Genomic DNA, 18,645 nt, shown 5'->3' with positions numbered 1-18,645 from the left:
GCCTGCGAAGGCAGACATTGCCCCTGACGGCGCGCCCCGCTATTAGGCGCAGCCTTCCCTCTCAAGCGGAGCTCCTGCGCTGTCTCGGCTAGTGATGAAATTCGGCGGCACGTCCGTCGCCGACCTCGAGCGTATCCGACGCGTCGGCCGTCTGGTGGCGGCTGAAGTCGCGGCCGGACACAAGGTCGCCGTCGTGGTTTCGGCCATGGCCGGCAAGACCAACGAACTGGTCGCCTGGACCGACGGCGCCGGCGCCGCCGCCCAGGGCCTGCCCTCGTCCGACGACGAGTACGACGCCATCGTCGCGTCGGGCGAGCAGGTCACCGCCGGCTTGCTGGCCATGACCCTGCGCAACATGGGCCTGCCCGCCAGGTCGTGGCTCGGCTGGCAGATCCCGATCGTCGCCGACGACGCCCACGGCCGCGCCCGCATCGACGACATTCCGCCCGAGAAGCTCAACGCGGCGCTCGACGCTGGCGAAGTGGCGGTGATCGCCGGCTTCCAGGGCGTGACCCGCGACGGCCGCATCGCCACCCTCGGCCGCGGCGGCTCGGACACCAGCGCGGTCGCCATCGCCGCTGCGGTGAAGGCCATCCGTTGCGACATCTACACCGACGTCGACGGCGTCTACACGACCGACCCGCGCATCGAGAGCAAGGCCAGGAAGCTCAGCAAGATCTCCTACGAGGAGATGCTGGAGATGGCCTCGCTGGGCGCGAAAGTCCTGCAGACCCGTTCCGTCGAACTCGCCATGGCCCAGAACGTGCCGGTGCGGGTGTTGTCCAGTTTTGTCGAGCCCGGCGAAGCGCCCGGCCAAGGCACCATCGTGTGCGACGAGGAAGAGATCATGGAAAAGCGCATCGTGAGCGGCGTCGCCTATAGCCGCGACGAAGCCAAGATCAGCCTGTTCGGCCTGCCCGATCATCCGGGCGTCTCGTCCGAGATCTTCGGCGCCCTGGCCGACGCCAACGTCAATGTCGACATGATCGTGCAGAGCCATGCTCGCACCGCCGACACCGCGAACATGGAGTTCACGGTCGGCAAGCGCGACGCCCAGCGCGCGGTCGAGATCGTCCGCGCCCACCAGCCGCAGATCGGCTTCGACGACGTCCAGGTGAACGAGGACGTCGCCAAGGTCTCGGTCATCGGCGTCGGCATGCGCAGCCACACCGGCGTCGCCAAGACCATGTTCCAGTCGCTGGCCGACAAGGGCGTCAACATCCAGGTCATCTCGACCTCGGAGATCAAGATCAGCGTGCTGATCGACGCGGCCTACACCGAACTGGCCGTGCGCGCCCTGCACGCCGGCTTCGGCCTCGACCAGCTCTAGATCTTCAAGAGCACTCGCCCCTGCTTTCCGCGGGCGGCGAACCGATCAAAGGCGGCGTCGGCGTCCTCCAGGGCGTAGACGCTGTCGATCGCCGGCCGCATCGCGCCCATCCGCCAAAGCTCGACCAATCGCGACAGCTTGGCCGGATCGGTGCGCAGCATCATCAGCCAGCCGGCCCGCTTCCCAGACAACATCGCCCTGACGAAGCCGCCCATGTCCGCGGTCGGGTTGGTCGTCACATAGGTTCCCCCAGGCGCTAGATACGTCGCGGCCTCGGCGAAGGACGACTTGGCCGGCGCATCGATCACCAGGTCGAACCGGTCCCCGGCGCGATAGCGCGGGCCGTCCTCATAGGCCCGCACCTCACCCGCGCCTTGGGCTCGCACCCAGTCGGTGTTGGCGCGCGAGGCGATCGCGGTGACCTTGGCGCCCTGGCTTGCGGCCAGTTGCGTCGCATAGACGCCGACGCCGCCAGCCGCCCCGATCACCAGACACTGTTCGCCCGCCTTCAGCCGCCGGATGCGCTCCAGCACCTCGATCGCCGTCAAGCCCATCACCACCAGGGCGGCGGCGCCCTCGTCCGACAGGTCGTCAGGGATGACCTGCACGTCCCGCTCATGGACGCAGGCGAACTCGGCATGGGTCCGCGGGCCATTCAGCACGTGGCTGTAGCCGATGACCCGTCGCCCCGAGCGGATGCGCGCGCCGTCGCTGCGTGCCACGCCGGCGAACTCGAAGCCGGTCAGCACCGGACCGGCGCGGCGGAACCGCTTCACCTGGCCGGCCCAGCCGCCAGAGCGCACTTGGACATCCATTTCGTTCACCGCTGAGACCCTGATCTCGACCAGGATCTCACCGGGGCCAGGGGTCGGGACCGGCGCCTCGATCACGCTCGCCCGGGCCTGGCCCAGGTCTATGCCCAGCGCCCGCATCACGCCGCCCCGATCCGCACGCCGAAGGCCCGTAGACGCTCCACGGCCCAGTCGGCGTCGATGGTCGTCTCCGGTAGCCTGAAGCCCGCCGCCGGCGGCGCCTGGCCATCCAGACCCAGAACCCGCTCGGCCCCCATCAGCACCCCGAGCGCGGTTAGATGCGCCTGCCCCTTGGGATCGCTCATCAGGGTTCGGCGCGTCGTCGTCTCGCCCGCCGCGGTGGTTCCGGTGATGTCGATATAGAGGTCGTGCGAGGCCGCGCCGCCGCCCGCCGTCCCGATCGATGCGCCCGTGCCCAGGTCGAAGCGCACGTCGGCCGCCCCCGTCATCGCCGCCAGCCCCGGCGTGTCCAGCACCCCCATCGGCATGGCGTCGAAGGCCGGGGCTTCTCCCCGTTCGACCCGGCGACCGTTGACCGCCGCGTCGAGGTTCGCCCAGGCGTCGTTCTCGCGGACCAGGGCCCGGCCGACGAAGCCGCCGGAGTCCGTCGCCGTCATCGGCCCGATCGGGTCGGCGTAGTCATAGAGCGCCGCCAGCTCGATACGCTCGACCCGTGCGAAGACCCTGGCGGCGGCGAGCGCCGCCAGGATCAGCACGCCGGCCTGCCAGTGTCCCAGCATCAGCGCCGGCTTCTGCGCCAGATTGGTCGCAGCGACGGCGCTTGAGGCCATGCTGTCGGCCGTCCGTACGATCCCGATGTGCGCCGCGCCGGCTCGCAACGCTGCGGTCAGCAGGTTGTCGCCCGGGTCCTGCAGCGTGGCGATCACCAGGTCGACAGGCCCCAGCCCAGCCAGCGCCGCCGTTGGATCGGCCACGTCCAATCGCGCGGTCCGCGCGCCCAGTTCCGCCGCCAGAGCCTCCCCCTGCTCAGGATTGCGGCCGGCCAGCACCAGATCCAGGTCATGGCCCGCCGCCCGCAGATGCCGCGCGACCCAGCCGCCGACCAGGCCATAGCCCCCGGCGATGACGACCCGCGGGCTCACAGCGTCACCGCCATGCGGTACTCGGCCGGGAAGCCATGGTCGCGGCTGAGCAGCGGCGAGCGAAGCTCGGCGACGATGCGCAGGCCCATGGCCTGGTAGAATCCTACCGCCGGATTGTCGGCCAGCACGTCGAGCTGCAGCTCGCGATAGCCCGCCGTCCTGGCGCGGCCGATCGCGGCTTTCAGCAGGTCACGCCCCACGCCCTTGCCGCGGTGCTGCGGCGGCGTCGACAGGGCGTGCAGGTAGTAGACGTCCTCCGGCACATGGGCGTTCAGATAGCTGGCGATCTCCGCGCGCGCCGCCAGGCCGGCGAACTGTTCGTAGCTGACCTTGCCCTCCGCCATCAGCGCCGGCGCCAGCGCCACGAGATTGGCCTTGAAGGCATAGAAGTTCGGCCCGGCGAAACCGAGCTCGATCCCGAGCAGTTCGCCGTCCTGAACCACCGCCGTCGTGCAGGACGCGCAGAACAGCGTGTCCGGCGTCCCCCACGACGCGGCGACCACCTGCTCCAGCAGGCCGTCGACGCCGAACTGATAGTCGTAGCTGACCGGTCCGGTCGCCCGGATCAGGCCGGGGATCAGCGGCGCGAACCGCGCGATCTGGTCCGCACCGACCGGCGCGAGCTGAAGGGTGTTGGCTGTCACGTCCGCCTCCGCTAAGTCTGTTGTTACGATCTGTAAGTTACGGATCGTAAGTTACGACTCGTAAGGTCGCTGTCAAGCGGCGTGGAAGGACAGGGCGTGTCGGTCAGGCGCATGCCGCGCGATCAGCGGCGCAACCAGCTTCTGGAGACGGCGGCGGCCATCGTCCGCGCCGAAGGCACCGACGCGCTGACCCTGGCCCGGCTGGCCGAGCAGGCCGGCGTCACCAAGCCCATCGCCTACGAGCACTTCGGCACGCGGGCCGGCCTGCTGATCGCGCTCTACCGCTACTTCGACGAACGACAGGCGAAAGCCGTTCAGGCGGCGCTGGCGGCACAGGCCAAGACCCTGGAGGACGTGGTCGAGATCCTCAGCGCGGCCTATGTCGACTGCGTACTTCAGTCCGGCCCGGAGTTCGGCGCCATCGCCGCGGCGCTGTCGGCCAGCGAGGAAATGGACGATTTCCGTCAGGCGCTGCGCGAGGGCTACGTCGATCAGTACGCGGCCGCGCTCGCCCGCTTCGCGCCGCTGTCAGGCACGGCGGGACGCGCGGTGCTGCTGGGCGTGATCGGTGCGGCCGACATCCTCTCGCAAGCCGCTGCCGCCGGTCGGATGAACCGCGCCGAGGCGGTCGCAGCGTTGTCGCGCATCATGCTGGGCGCGCTTCGCCCGTCCTAGCCGACGTCAGCCCGAACGCCGCCCAGACGCCGGCGATGGCGAGCGGCAGCACCGCGACGAACACCCACAGACCCGCCGAACGGGCGCTGGCCTCGCTCAAGCCTTCCGAGAACCCGACCAGGTTGGCGACTGCGCCGGCCGCCGCCGCGCCCACCGCCGAGCCGGTCAGGCGCACGGTGGTCATCGCCGCCGCCCCGATCGCCCGCTCGTCGCCTTCGGGCAGCGAGGCCAGGATGCGCTGGCTCATGAACGCCCAGGACAGGCCAAAACCGCCGCCCAGGAACACGCCGGCCACGACCACGCCGACGACCGAGGCCGACGGCATGGTCAGGGCCGCGAACGCCACGCCCAGGGTGGCGACGATCGCGCCTAGCCGGATCATCCGCTGCGGCCAGGCTCCGGTCAGGTGCGCCACCAGCAGGCCCATCACCGTCCAGGCCGCCGCCTCGCCGGCGATCACGTAGCCGGCCTCCAGCGCCGTCAGTCCGGCCAGCTTCTGCAGGATCGCCGGGCCGTAGATCGCAAAGCCCATCGAGGCGACGGTCAGCAGGAACATCGCGGCGAACCCGGCCCCGGGAATGGTGGTCAGGTCGCTCGCCCCCTTGGGCAGCAGTCGCGTGCGCGCCCGCCCGTCGAACCAGACCGTGAAGGCCAACAGCGCGCAGCCTAGCGCCGTCAGCAAGCCTGACCTCAGGAAGTCGCGGGCCATGTCGGCGAGGCCGATGGCCATCACCCCGGCCGCGATCAACGCCAACTGCGGCCAGGCGACCTTGGCGTCGTCGTTCCCTCGGTCGCTCGGCAGCATGACATAGGCCGCCCAGGCCACGCCGACTCCCTGGATCGCAAACAACCAGAACACCCAGCGCCAGGCGCCGAGGTCGGCGAAGATCCCGCCGATCAACGGTCCCAGCAGGCTGGCCACGCCCCAGATCGCGGTGATCGTCGCATAGACCCGCGGCAACAGCCGGTCGGGGAACATCAGGCCGATGGCCACCGAACAGAAGCCGACCACCCAGCCGCCGCCCAGGCCCTGCAGCACCCGCCCGATCAGGAAGCTGGCGATGTCCGGGCCGCCGGCGCTGAGCGCGCAGCCGACGGCGTACAGGATCGCCGCGGCCGCCGTCGCCCGCCGCAGGCCAAAGCGCAGCCCCAGCAGCCCAGAGCTCGCCCCGGCCAGCACCGACCCCAGCAGAAAGCCCGCCGTCGCCCAGCCGAAATAGGCGTAGCCGCCGAGGTCGGCGCCAACGCTGGGCATGATCGTCGCCGTGACCATCGAGTCGGCGGCGCTGATCCAGACGCCAAGGCAGATCAGCACGAACCGCGGCAGCCGCCCCTCGCCCACCACATCGGCCCAACTTCCGTCCGCGCGCGCCGCCACAGCCATTTGGCAATCTCCAACTTTACATATTAGGCGCTAGACCCGGCGCGCAGGTTTTGCAATCATCTATTTGTCAAATGCACAGCACATCCGACCAGATCCTCCTGCTGCTGAAGAGCAAGGGCCCGGCTCAGACCAAGGCGATCGCCGAGGCCATGGGTGTCACCCGCCAGGCCGCCCGCCTGCAAATGGAAAAGCTGCATTCAGAGGGCCTGGTCGAGCACGTCACCGAACGCATGGGGGTCGGACGGCCGCGCCGCTCGTGGTCGCTCAGCGCCAAGGGCGACGAGCGCTTTCCCAACACCCACGCCCAGCTGACGGTCGAGTTGCTGGACGCGGTTCGCAGCGAGTTCGGCGAAGACGGCCTGGAGCGGTTGGTCGGCCGACGCGAACAGGCGATCGAGATCGGCTACCGCCGCGCGCTCGCCGCCGCCGACACCCTGGAACAGAAGCTGGAGCGTTTGGCCGCGGTCCGCGCCGCGGAAGGCTACATGGCCGAGTGGACCGCGCTGGCCGACGGCGGCTACCTGCTGATTGAGAACCACTGCCCGATCTGCGCGGCGGCCAGCGCCTGCCAGGGGTTCTGCCGCTCGGAGCTGGCGCTGTTCCGCGCCATGCTCGCGCCAGCCGGCGTCGAGCGCACCGACCACATCCTGGCGGGCGCGCGACGGTGCGCGTACCTTGTCACGCCATGGACATCGTCGCCTTCGAGCACCTGAACGCCGCCCAACGCGCCGAGAGCGCGCGCATCCTCCGCGAGGCCTTCGCCCACGTGCCCGCCTATCAGGAGGAGGGCGAAGCTGAAGCCGAGGTCGAGACCTTCCTCACCGTTCCCGAACGCTTCGCCATGGCCGCCCTCGACGGCGACACCGTCCTCGGCGTGATCGGAGGCATCGACACCTACAGCCACGCCGCAGAGCTGCATCCGCTGGCGGTCGATCCGCGCCACCACGGCAAGGGGGTCGGCGCGGCGCTCACCGCCGCGCTGGAGGCCCACGTCGCGGCCATGGGCAAGCTCACCGTCTATCTCGGCACCGACGACGATTTCGGCGGCACCAGCCTGTTCGGGGCCGACATCTTCCCGGACGCCCTGGCCAAGCTGGCCCAGATCGCTCCGACCAGCGGCCACCCGTTCTTCTTCTACCGCAAGCTCGGCTACGAGGCGGTGGGGGTCGTGCCCGACGCCAACGGCTTCGGCCGCCCCGACCTGCTGATGGCAAAGCGGGTCGCCCGTCCCTAACCCCGGCCCTTAACCTGGCGCCGGCAGCTGGAAGTTCGGCGACCAGTGCGTCGCCGTACCGGCGCTCACGTACCAGGTGAGCAGCAGCGCGCAGATCAGCGCCCCGGGCACATGGCTGCCGGTGCGACGCCAGGTGAACACCGAGATCACCCCGACCAGCGCCAGCAGCGGCACGAACTGGATGGCGATGATGGTGTTCAGCGGCTCGGCCATGGCCAGCTTACCGGTCAGGAACAGCGCCCCGTACTGGATCGCCAGCAGCATGGCGAAGCCCAGCGACATCGCGGCCATGCCGGCGAAGTAATGGCTCCAGCGCCCCTCGTCGGCCACCGCGAGCCGCGAGTGCAGCCCGCGCAGCGCAATGACGAAGAACACCGCCCAGAGCGGCAGATAGGCCAGCGCAAAGCCCAGGTGGCGCAGGTCCAGCGGCTTCAGCCCGACCACCCAGAAGCGATAGTCGACGTGCAGCACGCCCGCCACGACCACCAGGGTCAGATAGCCCGCCGCCACGGTCAGCAGCGCGATCGCCGCCGACCTTGGCCAGTCGGCGCGCACCGCCGGCTTCGGCGCCTTGCTCGCCAGCCCGATCACCAGGGTCAGGGCCGCGCCGCCCAGCGCCCAGGCCAGCAACTGGTTGGTGATCCACTGCGGATAGAGCGGCATCGGCAGGAACAGCATGCCGAGCTTCATCAACGGGAAGTAGGTGATCGCCGGCAGCGCGGCCGTCACTGCGAAGAACAGCCACCACCGGCCGTCACGGTGCGGAACGACGGGCGCCGCCGGCTGTGGTCGCCGATCCAGCCGGTGCAGCCAGCGCACGCTGAGCAGGATCTCGAACGCGGCCAGCAACACCGCGGCCATCCCGGCGAAGGCGATCAGGGTCCCGACCTCCTTCCAGAACCAGATCTGGTCTTCCGGCGGCAGCGGCCGCGCCTCGCCGTCCAGCGTGCGCTGGAACCAGTCGATGGTCGGCGCCACCCCGCCCGAGGAGAAATGCTCCCAGGGATGGGTGACGGGCGGCGCGTGGAGCACATGCGCCGTCCCTGCCGCGATGTCGCCGTAGACACGGCCTGGCACGATCGGCTCACGCGTCCCGAACAGCGCCTGCAGGGCCGGCGAGCGCGGAACATCGAAGCCGCGCGGGACCTGCCACATCAGTTCGGCGAACTCGTCATAGCCGCCGAACACCAGCGCCAGGTTGCGCAGGTCGGCCCTGGCCTTCGACCCGAACACCGCCCCGATCGCCGGGGTCGAGCCGAGCAGCACCGCCGCGCGGTATCCGTCCGGATCGGACGCCGCGGCCCCCACCACCGGCCCGCCGCCAAGGCTGTGCCCGGCCAGGCCGATATTGGCCGGATCGACCTGCGGCAGGCTCTTCAGGTAGCGCAGCGCCGCCGGGCCGCCGAAGTCGTTCGCCCCGACGATGGCGTCGGAATAGCCGTGGCCCGGCTGGTCCATCGCCACCACCACGAAGCCGCGCCGCGCCAGCTCGATGGCGAAGGCCGACTGCATCTCGCGGGTGTTGATGTAGCCATGGCTCAGCAGCACGCCCGGCGCGGGCGTCTCCGCCGTAGCGGACGCCGGCGTGTAGACCAGCGCCGACAGCGTCGTGCCCCGATCGCCCGCGAAGCGGACGTCGCGCACGCTCACGCCGCCCGCCGTCTGCACCAGCCAGGCCAGCAGCGCTCCGCTCAGGATCACCGCCAGCCCGCCGACCAGCCCCAGCCAAGCCTTCCCCATGGTCGCCGCCCCGAACGTTGTTATGCGGGAACTATGAGCGTGACCGCTCCGCTCAGGCAATCGTAGAGCGAGGCCTAGCCTTCCGGCTTGGAGAAAGTGACCGGGATTGTCACCAAGGCGCCGTCGACCGGCTTGCCCCGCAGACGGGCTGGGGCGAACACGAACTGCTCGACGATCCCCACTGCGGCGTCGTCGAAGCCCAGGTCCTGCGGCGCCTCGGACAGCACGACGCAATCGCTTGCCCGCCCGTCAAGCCGTACGCGGCAACGCACCCTCACCGCCCCGCTGGCGCCGACTTGCGAGGCGCGCTCCGGATAGGCCGCGGTCAGGCTCACGCCCTCGGGCCGCTGCAGCACGGCCACCGGCATGTCGAAGCCGACAATCTCCGCCGGCGTCAGTGTTTCGGGCGAGCGCGAGTATATCGGCGGCCGCGGCGCGATCTGGTTGATGCGAAAGAAGTCGATGCTGTAGGCGACCGCCGGGTCCAGGTCCGTGGCCCGGGCCCGATCGGCGCCGCCCCCCTGCCGATCCCCCATCGCTATCCGGGCCTCGCCGCGGCCGTAGAGCGCCCGGACATTGCCAGGACTGCGCCCCAGCAAGGCGTCGTAGTCGCGGACCGCCCCGGCCATGTCGCCAATACGCGCCTTGATCAGCGCCCGATCGCCCAGCACGCCCAGCGACCGCGGCGCCAGCGCCAGCGCCCGCTCACAGTCGTTGAGCTCGATTTCCGTCGGCGCGTCCCCCCGGGCGCGCTCGCGGCAGAGGTCGGCCCACAGCGCCGGGTCGGTCGGCTCAGCCGCCGCCCGCGCCGCCAGGTCTTGCGGCGCGTGGCCGAGCCGGGCAGCGACGGACAGCAGCACGACGACCGCCAGGAAGGCGACCCAGAGCGCCGCACGGACATGCGGCTTCTTCTCGCGCCGCGCGATCCGCCGCTCCCACGCCTCGACCGCCTCGGGATCGAGCATGTGCAGCACGCCGGGCGCGTGGCCGGTGGCAAAGTGGAGGAACTCGGACACCAGGCGATGACGGCGGTCGAGCCGCAGCCGCCGCCACAACCCCAACTTCTCCGGCGGACCGGCGCGCAGGGTCATGTAGCCCAGGTGATGCTCGTGACGGCGATTGCTCAGCCGCTCGATCATGCTCAGCGCCCGCTCTCGAGCCAGCGCGCCGCGGATCTCATGTGCGAGGTCCCAGCGTCCCTCCTGGTCATACCAGCCGAAGTGCTGGATCGCCGCGGGCAGCAGCACGTCGCCGCGCGGCGCGAAGTGCAGCAGCACCCGCGCCAGCCCCACCTCGGTGTCGGCGAAGATCTCGAGGTTCTCCATCGAGTCCGAGCGCAGCACCGCCTCGAGCGCGGCCTTCATGGCGGCGGGATCGACCCCGCCTTCCATGGCCAGAAGCTGCTCCAATCGCCCGCAGACGCGCCAGTGCGCCTCATGCGGATCCTCCTCGGGTATGAACGGCTCGGCGGCCGCCGGTTCCTCCTGCGCCAGGTCGGGGCGCTCGACCTCGGCCGCATCGACCGCCTGCCCGCGAACCGCCTCGTGCGCGGCGATCGCCATCGCGTGCTCATAGGACTGCCGCAGCAGCTGGAAGCCGGCGGCGTCATCCTCAGGATGCGTCCGCTTCAGCTGCCGGGCGTAGGCGCGCTTGATCGCCCGCAGGTCGTCGGTCGGATCGAGGCCAAGAACCTCCCAAATCGACCGTCCGCTCACAGGAAGCTTTCGCCTTCCAGCTGGTCCAGCGCCGCCAGCAGCTCGCCTCGCGCCAGCGCCGCCGCCCGCGGATCCTGCCGGTCCAGCACGCCCTCGAACTGACCGATCAGCCGGGCGACATAGTCGCGGCGCTCGCCGATGAAGTCCTCGTAGCAGCGGCCGGCCCGCGCCATCGCCGCGCGATTGGAGCCCTCGTCGCGCGGATGCACCTTGAGCTGCGTCAACGCCGCGCGCCGCGTCGCCACGTCGGCCTCGTCGACATTGTCCTCGTCGACGACGACCAGTTGCCGTCGCTCGCCGGTCAGCGGCACCTCGACGTCGACCTCCAGCAGGCCATTGATGTCGTAGGTGAAGCGACACTGCACCTCGACCTCGCCCGCGGGCCGGGCCGGGATCGGAATGACGATGTCGCCGAGCTTAATGTTCTCGGCGACCCAGCGCGCCTCGCCTTGATAGACGCCGAATTCGATCTGCCGCTGGCCGGCCCGCAGCGTGCGGAAGGACTCGACGCGACTGGCGGGGATGGTCGTGTTTCGCTCGATGATCGGCGAGAACAAGCCCGTGCGGATCTGGCCGTTGGGACCATGCTCGCCGACATCCACGCCCAGCGAATAGGGACAGACATCGGTCAGCACGACCTCGTTGAGCGCCGCGTCCCGCGCCTTCAGGCCGGCCTGCACCGCCGCCCCGCGGGCGATCGCTTCGTCGACATTGATCGATGCGGCCGGGAAACGTCCGAACATCCGCGTCACCGCCTTGCGGACCATCGGCATCCGCGTCGCGCCGCCGACCAGCACGATCTCGTTCAACGCCCCGATCCGCAGGTCGCTGTCGCGCAGCGAGCGCAGCACCGGATCGCGCAAACGGCTCAGCAGGCCCTCTGCCGCCGCCTCCAGGGCCTCGGCGCTCACCTCGTGTTCGTAGGCCCTGTCCTTCCAGACCACCGACAGCGTCGCGGTCGACTTCTCCGACAGCTCGCGCCGTCCGCGCTCGGCCGCCGTGCGCAAACGCTGCAGCAGCGTGGCGTCGTCCCGCGCAGCCTCGCCCCATTCGGCATCGAAGCGGCGACGCAGCATGTCGACCAGCAGGTCGTTGAAATCTTCGCCGCCCAGCCGGTTGTCGCCCGCTGAGGCGCGCACCTCGACCACCCCGTCGAAGAGTTCGAGCACCGAGACGTCGAAGGTGCCGCCGCCAAGGTCGAACACCAAGAAGCGCACCTCGTCGCCCCGCTCGCCAATGCCGTAGGCGAGCGCCGCGGCGGTCGGCTCGTTGATCAACCGTTCGACCTTCAGCCCCGCCAGCTCGCCGGCGCGTCGCGTCGCCTTGCGCTGCTTGTCGTTGAAATAGGCCGGTACGGCGATCACCGCCTCGGTGACGGGTTCTCCCAGGAACGCCTCGGCGTCGGCCTTCAGCGCGCGCAGCACGAGCGCCGACAGTTCCTCGGGCAGGAATTCGCGCCGGCCCAGCCGCGTCGCCTTTTGACTGCCCATGTAGCGCTTGAACGCCGTGGCGGTGTCGTTCGGGTGCGTCGATTGCCGCTCGCGCGCGGCCATGCCGACCAGCACCACGCCGTCGTCGGCGATGCCGACCGCAGACGGCGTCAGGTAGTGGCCAAGGCTGTTGGGGATGAGTTGCGCCTCGCCGTCGCGCCAGACGCCGATCGCCGAATTGGTGGTCCCCAGGTCGATGCCGACAATCACCGCCACACTCCAAGCTCGCCGCAGGGGCCCCCGATGCGCCTCAGCCAGAAAGAGTGCTGGCTGCGGCTGCGATCAAGCTTGAGTATGATGCTGGCGGCGGGACGAGGGAACGCATGGAACTGCGCTGGTTGTATTTTTCGGCTCGTGGACGTCTTAGCGCGAAGGCCTTTCGACAGACCTATCTGGGCCTGTTCGTCGTTTCGGTCCTCAGTTCGCTCATGCCGCTGATCGGCGTGATCTTCGCGCTGCTGACCTCGATCGCGATGATCAACATCACCACCAAGCGCCTGCATGACATGGGCCGCAGCGGCTGGCTGCAGCTCGCCCAGATCGCGCCCTGGGCCGGCGTCGTCGCCTGGGCTGCGCTCGCCGCGGCGGGCGAAGCGAAGGCCGACGAGGCCATCGTCCGGATGGCCCAGAACAACGCCCTGTTTTTAGGCGCCCTGGCGCTGGCGACGGCGATTTCCCTCGGCTTCCTCGCCTGGGTGGCGCTGGCCCCCGGGCAAGACGGAGCCAACGCTTACGGCGAACACTCGATCAGCATCGTGCGCTGAGGGCGCGCGCCGCGCGGACCAGCGACGCTGCGCGAATTATCGGCAAAGCGCCGCCGGGCGGCCGCAGCGGCCGCGACGCACCGCATGGCCGCGCTCACAAAGTCGCTCCGCCCCGTTTTCGTCTCCGTTCCGACGCGCAAAGCTGCTAGGAGGCGGTTAGGGAAAAGGGAGAGAAACTCGCCTGATGGCCATGCCGGGGATCGCGGTTCGGGGACAACGCAGTCTGCTGCGGCAGATTCGCGAAGCGCTCGCCTCGGGCGGGCCGGCCCAGTCGCGCCTGGACATCGTGGTGCGGATCATCGCCCGCTCGATGGTGGCCGAGGTCTGCTCGCTCTACATGCGGCGCGCCAGCGGCGACATGGAGCTGTTCGCCACCGAAGGCCTGGATCCCGGCGCCGTCCACGTCACCCGCATGAAGCCCGGCGAGGGCCTCGTCGGCGAGATCATGCGGCTCGGCCGGCCGCTCAACCTGTCCGACGCGCCCAACCACCCGGCCTTCTCCTACCGGCCCGAAACCGGCGAAGACCCGTTCCACGCCTTCATGGGCGTGCCGCTGCTGCGCGGCGGCCGCGCGATCGGCGTGCTGGTCGTCCAGAACCGCACCGAGCGGGTCTATACCGACGACGAGGTCGAGGACCTGCAGATCGTCGCCATGGTGCTGGCCGAGATGGTGGCCGGCAGCGAGCTGGAAGGCGAGCTCAAGGGCGTCGAGATCGCGCCGCACCGGCCCGAGCGGCTGATCGGCTCGAAGTTCGCAGACGGCCTGGCCCTGGGCGTGGCTGTGCTGCACGAACCGCCGGTCGCCCCCTCGCAGCTGCTGGCCGAGGACGTTGTGGCCGAGGAAGCTCGCCTGAAGGCCGCGATCCTCAGCCTGCAGGCGCAAATCGACGACATGCTGACCGGCGAGCACGGTCTGGTCGACGCGTCCTACGAGGTGCTCGAGACCTACAAGATGTTCGCCCACGACCGCGGCTGGAACCGCAGTCTGGAGGACGCGGTCCGCAATGGCCTGACCGCAGAGGCGGCGGTCGAACGGGTCCGCTCGGAACACCGCGCGCGACTGGGCCAGGCGCGCGATCCCTATCTGCGCGAGCGACTGCACGACTTCGAGGACCTGGCCGACCGGCTGCTGCGCCACCTCTCTGGCGAAGGCCACGCCGCGCGCGACCTGCCCGAGAACGCCATCCTGATCGCCCGAAACCTGGGCCCGGCCGACCTGCTGGAATACGACCGCACCAAGCTGGCCGGCCTGCTGCTCGAGGAGGGCTCCTCCGCCAGCCACGCGGCGATCGTGGCCCGCGCGCTCGACATCCCCTGCGTCGGCCGCCTGCCCGGGTTGCGCGACAAGGTGTCGGAAGGCGACCCGGTCATCGTCGACGCCGAGACCGGCGAGGCCTATCTGCGCCCGCGCGTCGACGTCGTGAAGGCGCTGCACGCCCGCCTCGAGGTGCGCCTGCAGCGGCGCGCCGAGTTCGCCAAGCTGCGCGACACGCCGGCCTTCACCCGCGACGGCGCCAAGGTGACGCTGCTGATGAACGCCGGGCTGGATGTGGACCTCGACATCCTCGGCGAGACCGGCGCGGAGGGCATCGGCCTGTTCCGCACCGAGTTCCAGTTCATGGTGGCCGAGGAGATGCCGCGCTTCAACGCGCAGACGGCGCTCTACGGCCGGGTGATGGACGCCGCCGGCGATCGGCCGGTGACGTTCCGCACCCTCGACCTCGGCGGCGACAAGGTGCTGCCGTACCTGGAGGCCGAACGCGAGGAGAACCCCGCCCTCGGCTGGCGCGCGATCCGCATGGGCCTGGACCGTCCGGCCCTGCTGCGCCTGCAACTGCGCGCCCTGATCGCCGCCGCCCGCGGCCGGCCGCTGCGCATCATGTTCCCGCTGGTCGCCAGCGTCGACGAGTTCCGCGCCGCTCGCGCCCTGGTGGATCACGAGGTCGCCTGGGCCCAGCGCCGCGGCCGCCCTGCGCCGTCGCGCCTCGACGTCGGCGCGATGATCGAGGCGCCGGCCCTGGTCTGGCACTTGGACGCTTTGCTTCCGATGACTGATTTCGTCAGCGTCGGCACCAATGACCTGATGCAATACCTGTTCGCCGCCGACCGCGGGAACCCGCGGGTGTCGGATCGCTACGACTTCCTCTCGCCGCCAGCGCTGCGGGCGCTGGAGGTGATTCAGAAGGCTTGCGAGGAAACCGGCACGCCGGTGTCCGTGTGCGGCGAGATGGCCGGCCGCCCGCTCGAAGCGTTCGCCCTTGTAGCGCTTGGGTTTGATCGCCTGTCGATGCCGCCGGCCGGTATCGGTCCGGTCAAGCAGATGGTGCTGTCCTGCGATCGCGAGGCCGCGCGCCGCGGCGTCACAGCCCTGCTGCGGACCTCGGCCGGATCGGTCCGGAACGAGATCGAAACCCTCGCCCGAAAATTGTATTTGGCCATCTGAAACAGGCTTGACCGGGGACGCTGCGTCGCACCCCGCCACCCGTTTAGCGCATTGAATTTCAATGCCTAGGGTGATACTCACAACCTAATATTAAGACCTATACTGTAAATCTGGCAGGGCGCGACTTCGCCTTTAGATCGTAAACGCTAGCAAGAGGCGCCAAAGTAGCCATGCCGCTCGATACTGGCGGGGTTACCAGTCTGGATTTGCGTAACAGCGGTGATCGCGAGACCAACCGCGCCAGCGGCCTGACCCCATCCCTCGAAGTTGGACCCGATGTTGGCGCCGCGCTGAAGGCCGCCCGGGAACTTCGCGGCCTCAACCTGCAGGAACTGGCCGACTCCACGCGAATTCGCCGCAGCTACCTGGCGGCGATCGAAGAGATGCGGCTGGACGAGCTGCCCTCGCGCCCGTTCACCATCGGCTACATCCGCGCCTACGCCGCCGCCCTGGGCCTGGACGGCGACGCCGCGGTCGAACGCTTCCGCCGCGACGAGCCGGTCACCGACACGGCCCTGCGCGCGCCGATCGGCGTCGTCGAGTCGAAGGATCCGCGTCTGACCCTGGTCATCGGCGGCGGCATGCTGGTGATCGCAGCGATCGTGCTCTGGAACGTCGCCCAGCGGGCGATGACCGCCGAGGCACCGCCGCCGCACACAGCGCCCGCCGCGGCCATCGCCAAGGCCAAGCTCGGCGCGCCCGCCGGTCCGGTCGCGCTAGGCGCGCCGTTGCCGGCTCCGGTCGAGTCGACCACCCCGACGCCCTACGAAACGCCGGGCCTGGCCGAGGCCACCGCCGCCGGCGGCTCGTCCGACGCCGTCGTCGCCGCCAAGAAGGCCGCGACGCTGGCCACGCAGGCCGATCCCACGGCCGCCGAACCGCTGCCTCCGACCTTCGTGCCCCGCGGCGCCGTCTATGGCGCCCAGCCGGCCGCGTCGCTCGTCACTCTGCAGGCCCGCAAGGGCGCGTCCCTGATCGTCCGCGGCAATGGCGGCGCGGCCTACTTCGCCCGTCAGCTTTCTGCGGGCGAGGCCTACCGCGTCCCGAACCTCAAGGGCCTGACCCTCGAGGTCACCGACCCCGCCGCCTTCCAGGTCTTCGTCGGCGGGCAGAGCAAGGGCGTGATGCCGGCCCCGACGATCGCCGCCGAGAAGCTTGCGGGCTAGCCTCGCGGCGCCGTCTCGGCGAAGTTGCCCTCCGATTCAGTACGGAGGTTCAGTCATGGTCGCAGGCGTCACAGAAGGCGGAGAGCACCCCAGCAACGCCGAGCAGATGGCCGCCCCATCCTATCGGCTGGCCGCGCTCGACGAGGACTTCCTGCTCGGCGACTCCATGCGCGGCGTCCGCTTCCTGCTGGAATACGCCAAGGCCGAAGAGGCGCTGCGCGCCTGGGGCGTGCGCTCGACCATCGTGGTGTTCGGCAGCGCCCGCATTTCCGAGGCGGGTCCCGGACGCCATGCCGACTGGTATGCGGCCGCCCGCGAGTTCGGCAAGATCGCGTCCCAGCGCGGCGGCGCCCTGCTCAGCAACGGCGGCCCGCGTGACAACGTCATCGCCACCGGCGGCGGTCCTGGCGTGATGGAAGCCGCCAACCGCGGCGCGGTCGACGCCGGAGCCCCTTCGGTCGGGTTCAACATCACCCTGCCGTTCGAGCAGGAGCCGAACGCCTACTCGACCCCGGACCTGACCTTCCGCTTCCACTACTTCGCCATGCGCAAGATGCACCTGGCCATGCGCGCCAACGCCCTGGTGGTGTTCCCGGGCGGCTTCGGGACCCTGGACGAACTGTTCGAGATCCTCACCCTTCGCCAGACCGAAAAGGCCCCGCCGATCCCGGTGGTGCTGTTCGACGAGGCCTATTGGCGCTCGGTGATCAACTTCGACGCCATGATCGCCGAGGGCATGATCAAGGCCTCCGATCTTGAGCTGTTCAGCTTCGCCGAGAGCGCCGAACAGGTCTGGACCCAGCTTGTCGCCGGCGGCGTCAAGCATGGCGAGGACATCACCTGACGCTATGCGAGGCTGCGCCGCTCCGCTGCGGCGCGGCGCGGCCTCGCGTTTTCCCGCCAAAGCCCTTATTTTCGAAGCCATGACCGTGCAAGATCACACCCACGTCCGTCCCTGGCGCGCCATCGACCGCCGGGTCTCGCGCAAGATCCGCGTCGGCAAGGTCGAGGTGGGCGGCGACGCCCCGATCACGGTCCAGTCGATGACCAACACGTTGACGGCCGACGCCGCGGCGACCATCGACCAGATTCGCCAGCTCGAAGAGGCCGGCGCCGACATCGTCCGGGTTTCCTGCCCCGACGTCGACTCGACCGAAGCGTTCAAGACCATCGCCCGCGAGGCCAAGGTCCCGCTCGTGGCCGACATCCATTTCCACTACAAGCGCGGCATCGAGGCGGCCAAGGCCGGCGCAGCCTGCCTGCGGATCAATCCCGGCAACATCGGCTCGCCCGATCGCGTGCGCGAGGTCATCCAGGCCGCCCGCGACCACGGCTGCTCGATGCGCATCGGCGTCAACGCCGGCAGCCTCGAACCGCACCTGCTGGAGAAGTACGGCGAGCCCTGCCCCGCCGCGATGGTCGAGAGCGCCCTCGATCACGCCCGCATCCTGCAGGACAACGACTTCCACGAGTTCAAGATCAGCGTGAAGGCGTCCGACCCCTTCATGACCGTCGCGGCCTACCAGCAGCTGGCCGAGGCCATCGACTGCCCGCTGCACGTCGGCATCACTGAGGCGGGGGCCCTGCGCACCGGCACCGTGAAGTCCGCGATCGGCATGGGCGCGCTGCTCTGGGCCGGGATCGGCGACACCATCCGCGTCAGCCTCGCCGCCGATCCGGTCGAGGAGATCAAGGTCGGCTTCGACATCTTGAAGTCGCTCGGCCTGCGCCACCGCGGCGTCAACATCATCGCCTGCCCGTCCTGCGCGCGGCAGGGCTTCAACGTCATTCAGACCGTCGAAGCGTTGGAGCAGCGCCTAGCCCATATCGCCACCCCGATGAGCCTTTCGATCATCGGCTGCGTCGTGAACGGTCCCGGCGAAGCGCTGATGACCGACGTCGGCTTCACCGGCGGCGGCAAGGGCGCGGGCATGGTCTATCTGGCCGGCAAGCCGGACCACAAGATGGACAACGAGCGGATGGTCGACCACATCGTCGAGCTGGTCGAAGCCAAGGCCGCCGAGCTCGCCAAGGCCGAGCAGGCCGCGCTGCAGGCGGCCGAATAGATCACACGTTATGCGAACTGCGTCGGGCCCGCTATTCGCGCCCGACGAAATGCCCTAGACCTTGTGATGAGTGCTCTGG

At 69.9% G+C, this 18,645-nt stretch carries 16 protein-coding genes; 9 read left to right on the top strand and 7 right to left on the bottom strand.

The genetic code is table 11. The features are described 5' to 3' along the window. Positions 1–79 precede the first annotated feature (79 nt). Positions 80–1,330 (top strand): aspartate kinase, encoded by a 1,251-nt coding sequence (locus ACSQ2H_RS05060; protein WP_436063546.1) that lies wholly within the window; start codon positions 80–82, stop codon positions 1,328–1,330. Here ACSQ2H_RS05060 and ACSQ2H_RS05055 read toward each other — a convergent pair. From ACSQ2H_RS05055 to ACSQ2H_RS05045, 3 genes are read right to left on the bottom strand one after another with little or no spacing between them, the layout of a single operon-like run. Beyond that, a complete protein-coding gene (locus ACSQ2H_RS05055; protein WP_436060367.1) occupies positions 1,327–2,262 on the bottom strand; it encodes an NAD(P)-dependent alcohol dehydrogenase in 936 nt (311 codons plus the stop codon). The genes ACSQ2H_RS05060 and ACSQ2H_RS05055 overlap by 4 nt on opposite strands. Continuing rightward, the gene (locus ACSQ2H_RS05050; RefSeq protein ID WP_436060366.1) at positions 2,262–3,245 is read right to left on the bottom strand and encodes a saccharopine dehydrogenase NADP-binding domain-containing protein; all 984 of its coding nucleotides are present in this window, start codon (positions 3,243–3,245) and stop codon (positions 2,262–2,264) included. The genes ACSQ2H_RS05055 and ACSQ2H_RS05050 overlap by 1 nt, the downstream gene beginning before the upstream one ends. Then, complete coding sequence (locus tag ACSQ2H_RS05045) at positions 3,242–3,889, bottom strand: GNAT family N-acetyltransferase (RefSeq protein WP_436060365.1); 648 nt, start codon at positions 3,887–3,889, stop codon at positions 3,242–3,244. Before ACSQ2H_RS05045 ends, ACSQ2H_RS05050 begins: the two co-directional genes overlap by 4 nt. A 96-nt stretch (positions 3,890–3,985) precedes the next feature. Between ACSQ2H_RS05045 and ACSQ2H_RS05040 the strand changes: the two genes are divergently transcribed. Further along, a complete protein-coding gene (locus ACSQ2H_RS05040; protein ID WP_436060364.1) occupies positions 3,986–4,564 on the top strand; it encodes a TetR/AcrR family transcriptional regulator in 579 nt (192 codons plus the stop codon). On the opposite strand, the gene ACSQ2H_RS05035 is transcribed toward ACSQ2H_RS05040, so the two are convergent. Then, positions 4,536–5,948 (bottom strand): MFS transporter, encoded by a 1,413-nt coding sequence (locus tag ACSQ2H_RS05035; protein ID WP_436060363.1) that lies wholly within the window; start codon positions 5,946–5,948, stop codon positions 4,536–4,538. The genes ACSQ2H_RS05040 and ACSQ2H_RS05035 overlap by 29 nt on opposite strands. Positions 5,949–6,019: 71 nt before the next feature. On the opposite strand from ACSQ2H_RS05035, the gene ACSQ2H_RS05030 reads away from it, so the two are divergent. Both ACSQ2H_RS05030 and ACSQ2H_RS05025 read left to right on the top strand, forming a co-directional pair. Then, complete coding sequence (locus ACSQ2H_RS05030) at positions 6,020–6,661, top strand: helix-turn-helix transcriptional regulator (protein WP_436060362.1); 642 nt, start codon at positions 6,020–6,022, stop codon at positions 6,659–6,661. Beyond that, the gene (locus ACSQ2H_RS05025) at positions 6,634–7,182 is read left to right on the top strand and encodes a GNAT family N-acetyltransferase (protein WP_436060361.1); all 549 of its coding nucleotides are present in this window, start codon (positions 6,634–6,636) and stop codon (positions 7,180–7,182) included. The genes ACSQ2H_RS05030 and ACSQ2H_RS05025 overlap by 28 nt, the downstream gene beginning before the upstream one ends. 9 nt (positions 7,183–7,191) lie before the next feature. On the opposite strand, the gene ACSQ2H_RS05020 is transcribed toward ACSQ2H_RS05025, so the two are convergent. The 3 genes from ACSQ2H_RS05020 to ACSQ2H_RS05010 all read right to left on the bottom strand — a co-directional run bounded on the left by ACSQ2H_RS05020 (position 7,192) and on the right by ACSQ2H_RS05010 (position 12,343). Beyond that, the gene (locus ACSQ2H_RS05020) at positions 7,192–8,922 is read right to left on the bottom strand and encodes an alpha/beta hydrolase (RefSeq protein ID WP_436060360.1); all 1,731 of its coding nucleotides are present in this window, start codon (positions 8,920–8,922) and stop codon (positions 7,192–7,194) included. Positions 8,923–8,996: 74 nt separating this feature from the next. After that, the gene (locus tag ACSQ2H_RS05015) at positions 8,997–10,637 is read right to left on the bottom strand and encodes a TonB family protein (protein ID WP_436060359.1); all 1,641 of its coding nucleotides are present in this window, start codon (positions 10,635–10,637) and stop codon (positions 8,997–8,999) included. Beyond that, a complete protein-coding gene (locus ACSQ2H_RS05010; protein ID WP_436060358.1) occupies positions 10,634–12,343 on the bottom strand; it encodes an Hsp70 family protein in 1,710 nt (569 codons plus the stop codon). Before ACSQ2H_RS05010 ends, ACSQ2H_RS05015 begins: the two co-directional genes overlap by 4 nt. A gap of 107 nt (positions 12,344–12,450) precedes the next feature. Between ACSQ2H_RS05010 and ACSQ2H_RS05005 the strand changes: the two genes are divergently transcribed. The 5 genes from ACSQ2H_RS05005 to ispG all read left to right on the top strand — a co-directional run bounded on the left by ACSQ2H_RS05005 (position 12,451) and on the right by ispG (position 18,566). Further along, the gene (locus ACSQ2H_RS05005) at positions 12,451–12,891 is read left to right on the top strand and encodes a DUF805 domain-containing protein (RefSeq protein WP_436060357.1); all 441 of its coding nucleotides are present in this window, start codon (positions 12,451–12,453) and stop codon (positions 12,889–12,891) included. Positions 12,892–13,075: 184 nt separating this feature from the next. Next, a complete protein-coding gene (gene ptsP / locus ACSQ2H_RS05000) occupies positions 13,076–15,334 on the top strand; it encodes a phosphoenolpyruvate--protein phosphotransferase (protein ID WP_436060356.1) in 2,259 nt (752 codons plus the stop codon). 170 nt (positions 15,335–15,504) lie between these two features. Next, positions 15,505–16,500, top strand: a complete 996-nt coding sequence (locus ACSQ2H_RS04995; RefSeq protein ID WP_436060355.1) for a helix-turn-helix domain-containing protein — start codon at positions 15,505–15,507, stop codon at positions 16,498–16,500. A 55-nt stretch (positions 16,501–16,555) separates the two neighbouring features. Next, a complete protein-coding gene (locus ACSQ2H_RS04990; RefSeq protein ID WP_436060354.1) occupies positions 16,556–17,344 on the top strand; it encodes a TIGR00730 family Rossman fold protein in 789 nt (262 codons plus the stop codon). 79 nt (positions 17,345–17,423) lie between these two features. Beyond that, on the top strand, positions 17,424–18,566 hold the full coding sequence (gene ispG / locus ACSQ2H_RS04985; RefSeq protein ID WP_436060353.1) for a flavodoxin-dependent (E)-4-hydroxy-3-methylbut-2-enyl-diphosphate synthase: 1,143 nt from the start codon (positions 17,424–17,426) through the stop codon (positions 18,564–18,566). Positions 18,567–18,645 lie beyond the last annotated feature (79 nt).

It is taken from the genome of Phenylobacterium sp. LjRoot97 (assembly GCF_964254345.1).
In the GTDB taxonomy this organism is placed as follows: domain Bacteria; phylum Pseudomonadota; class Alphaproteobacteria; order Caulobacterales; family Caulobacteraceae; genus Phenylobacterium.
The sequence above is the reverse complement of the archived record's forward strand: the minus strand, read 5'-3'. Positions and strand labels throughout refer to the sequence as shown.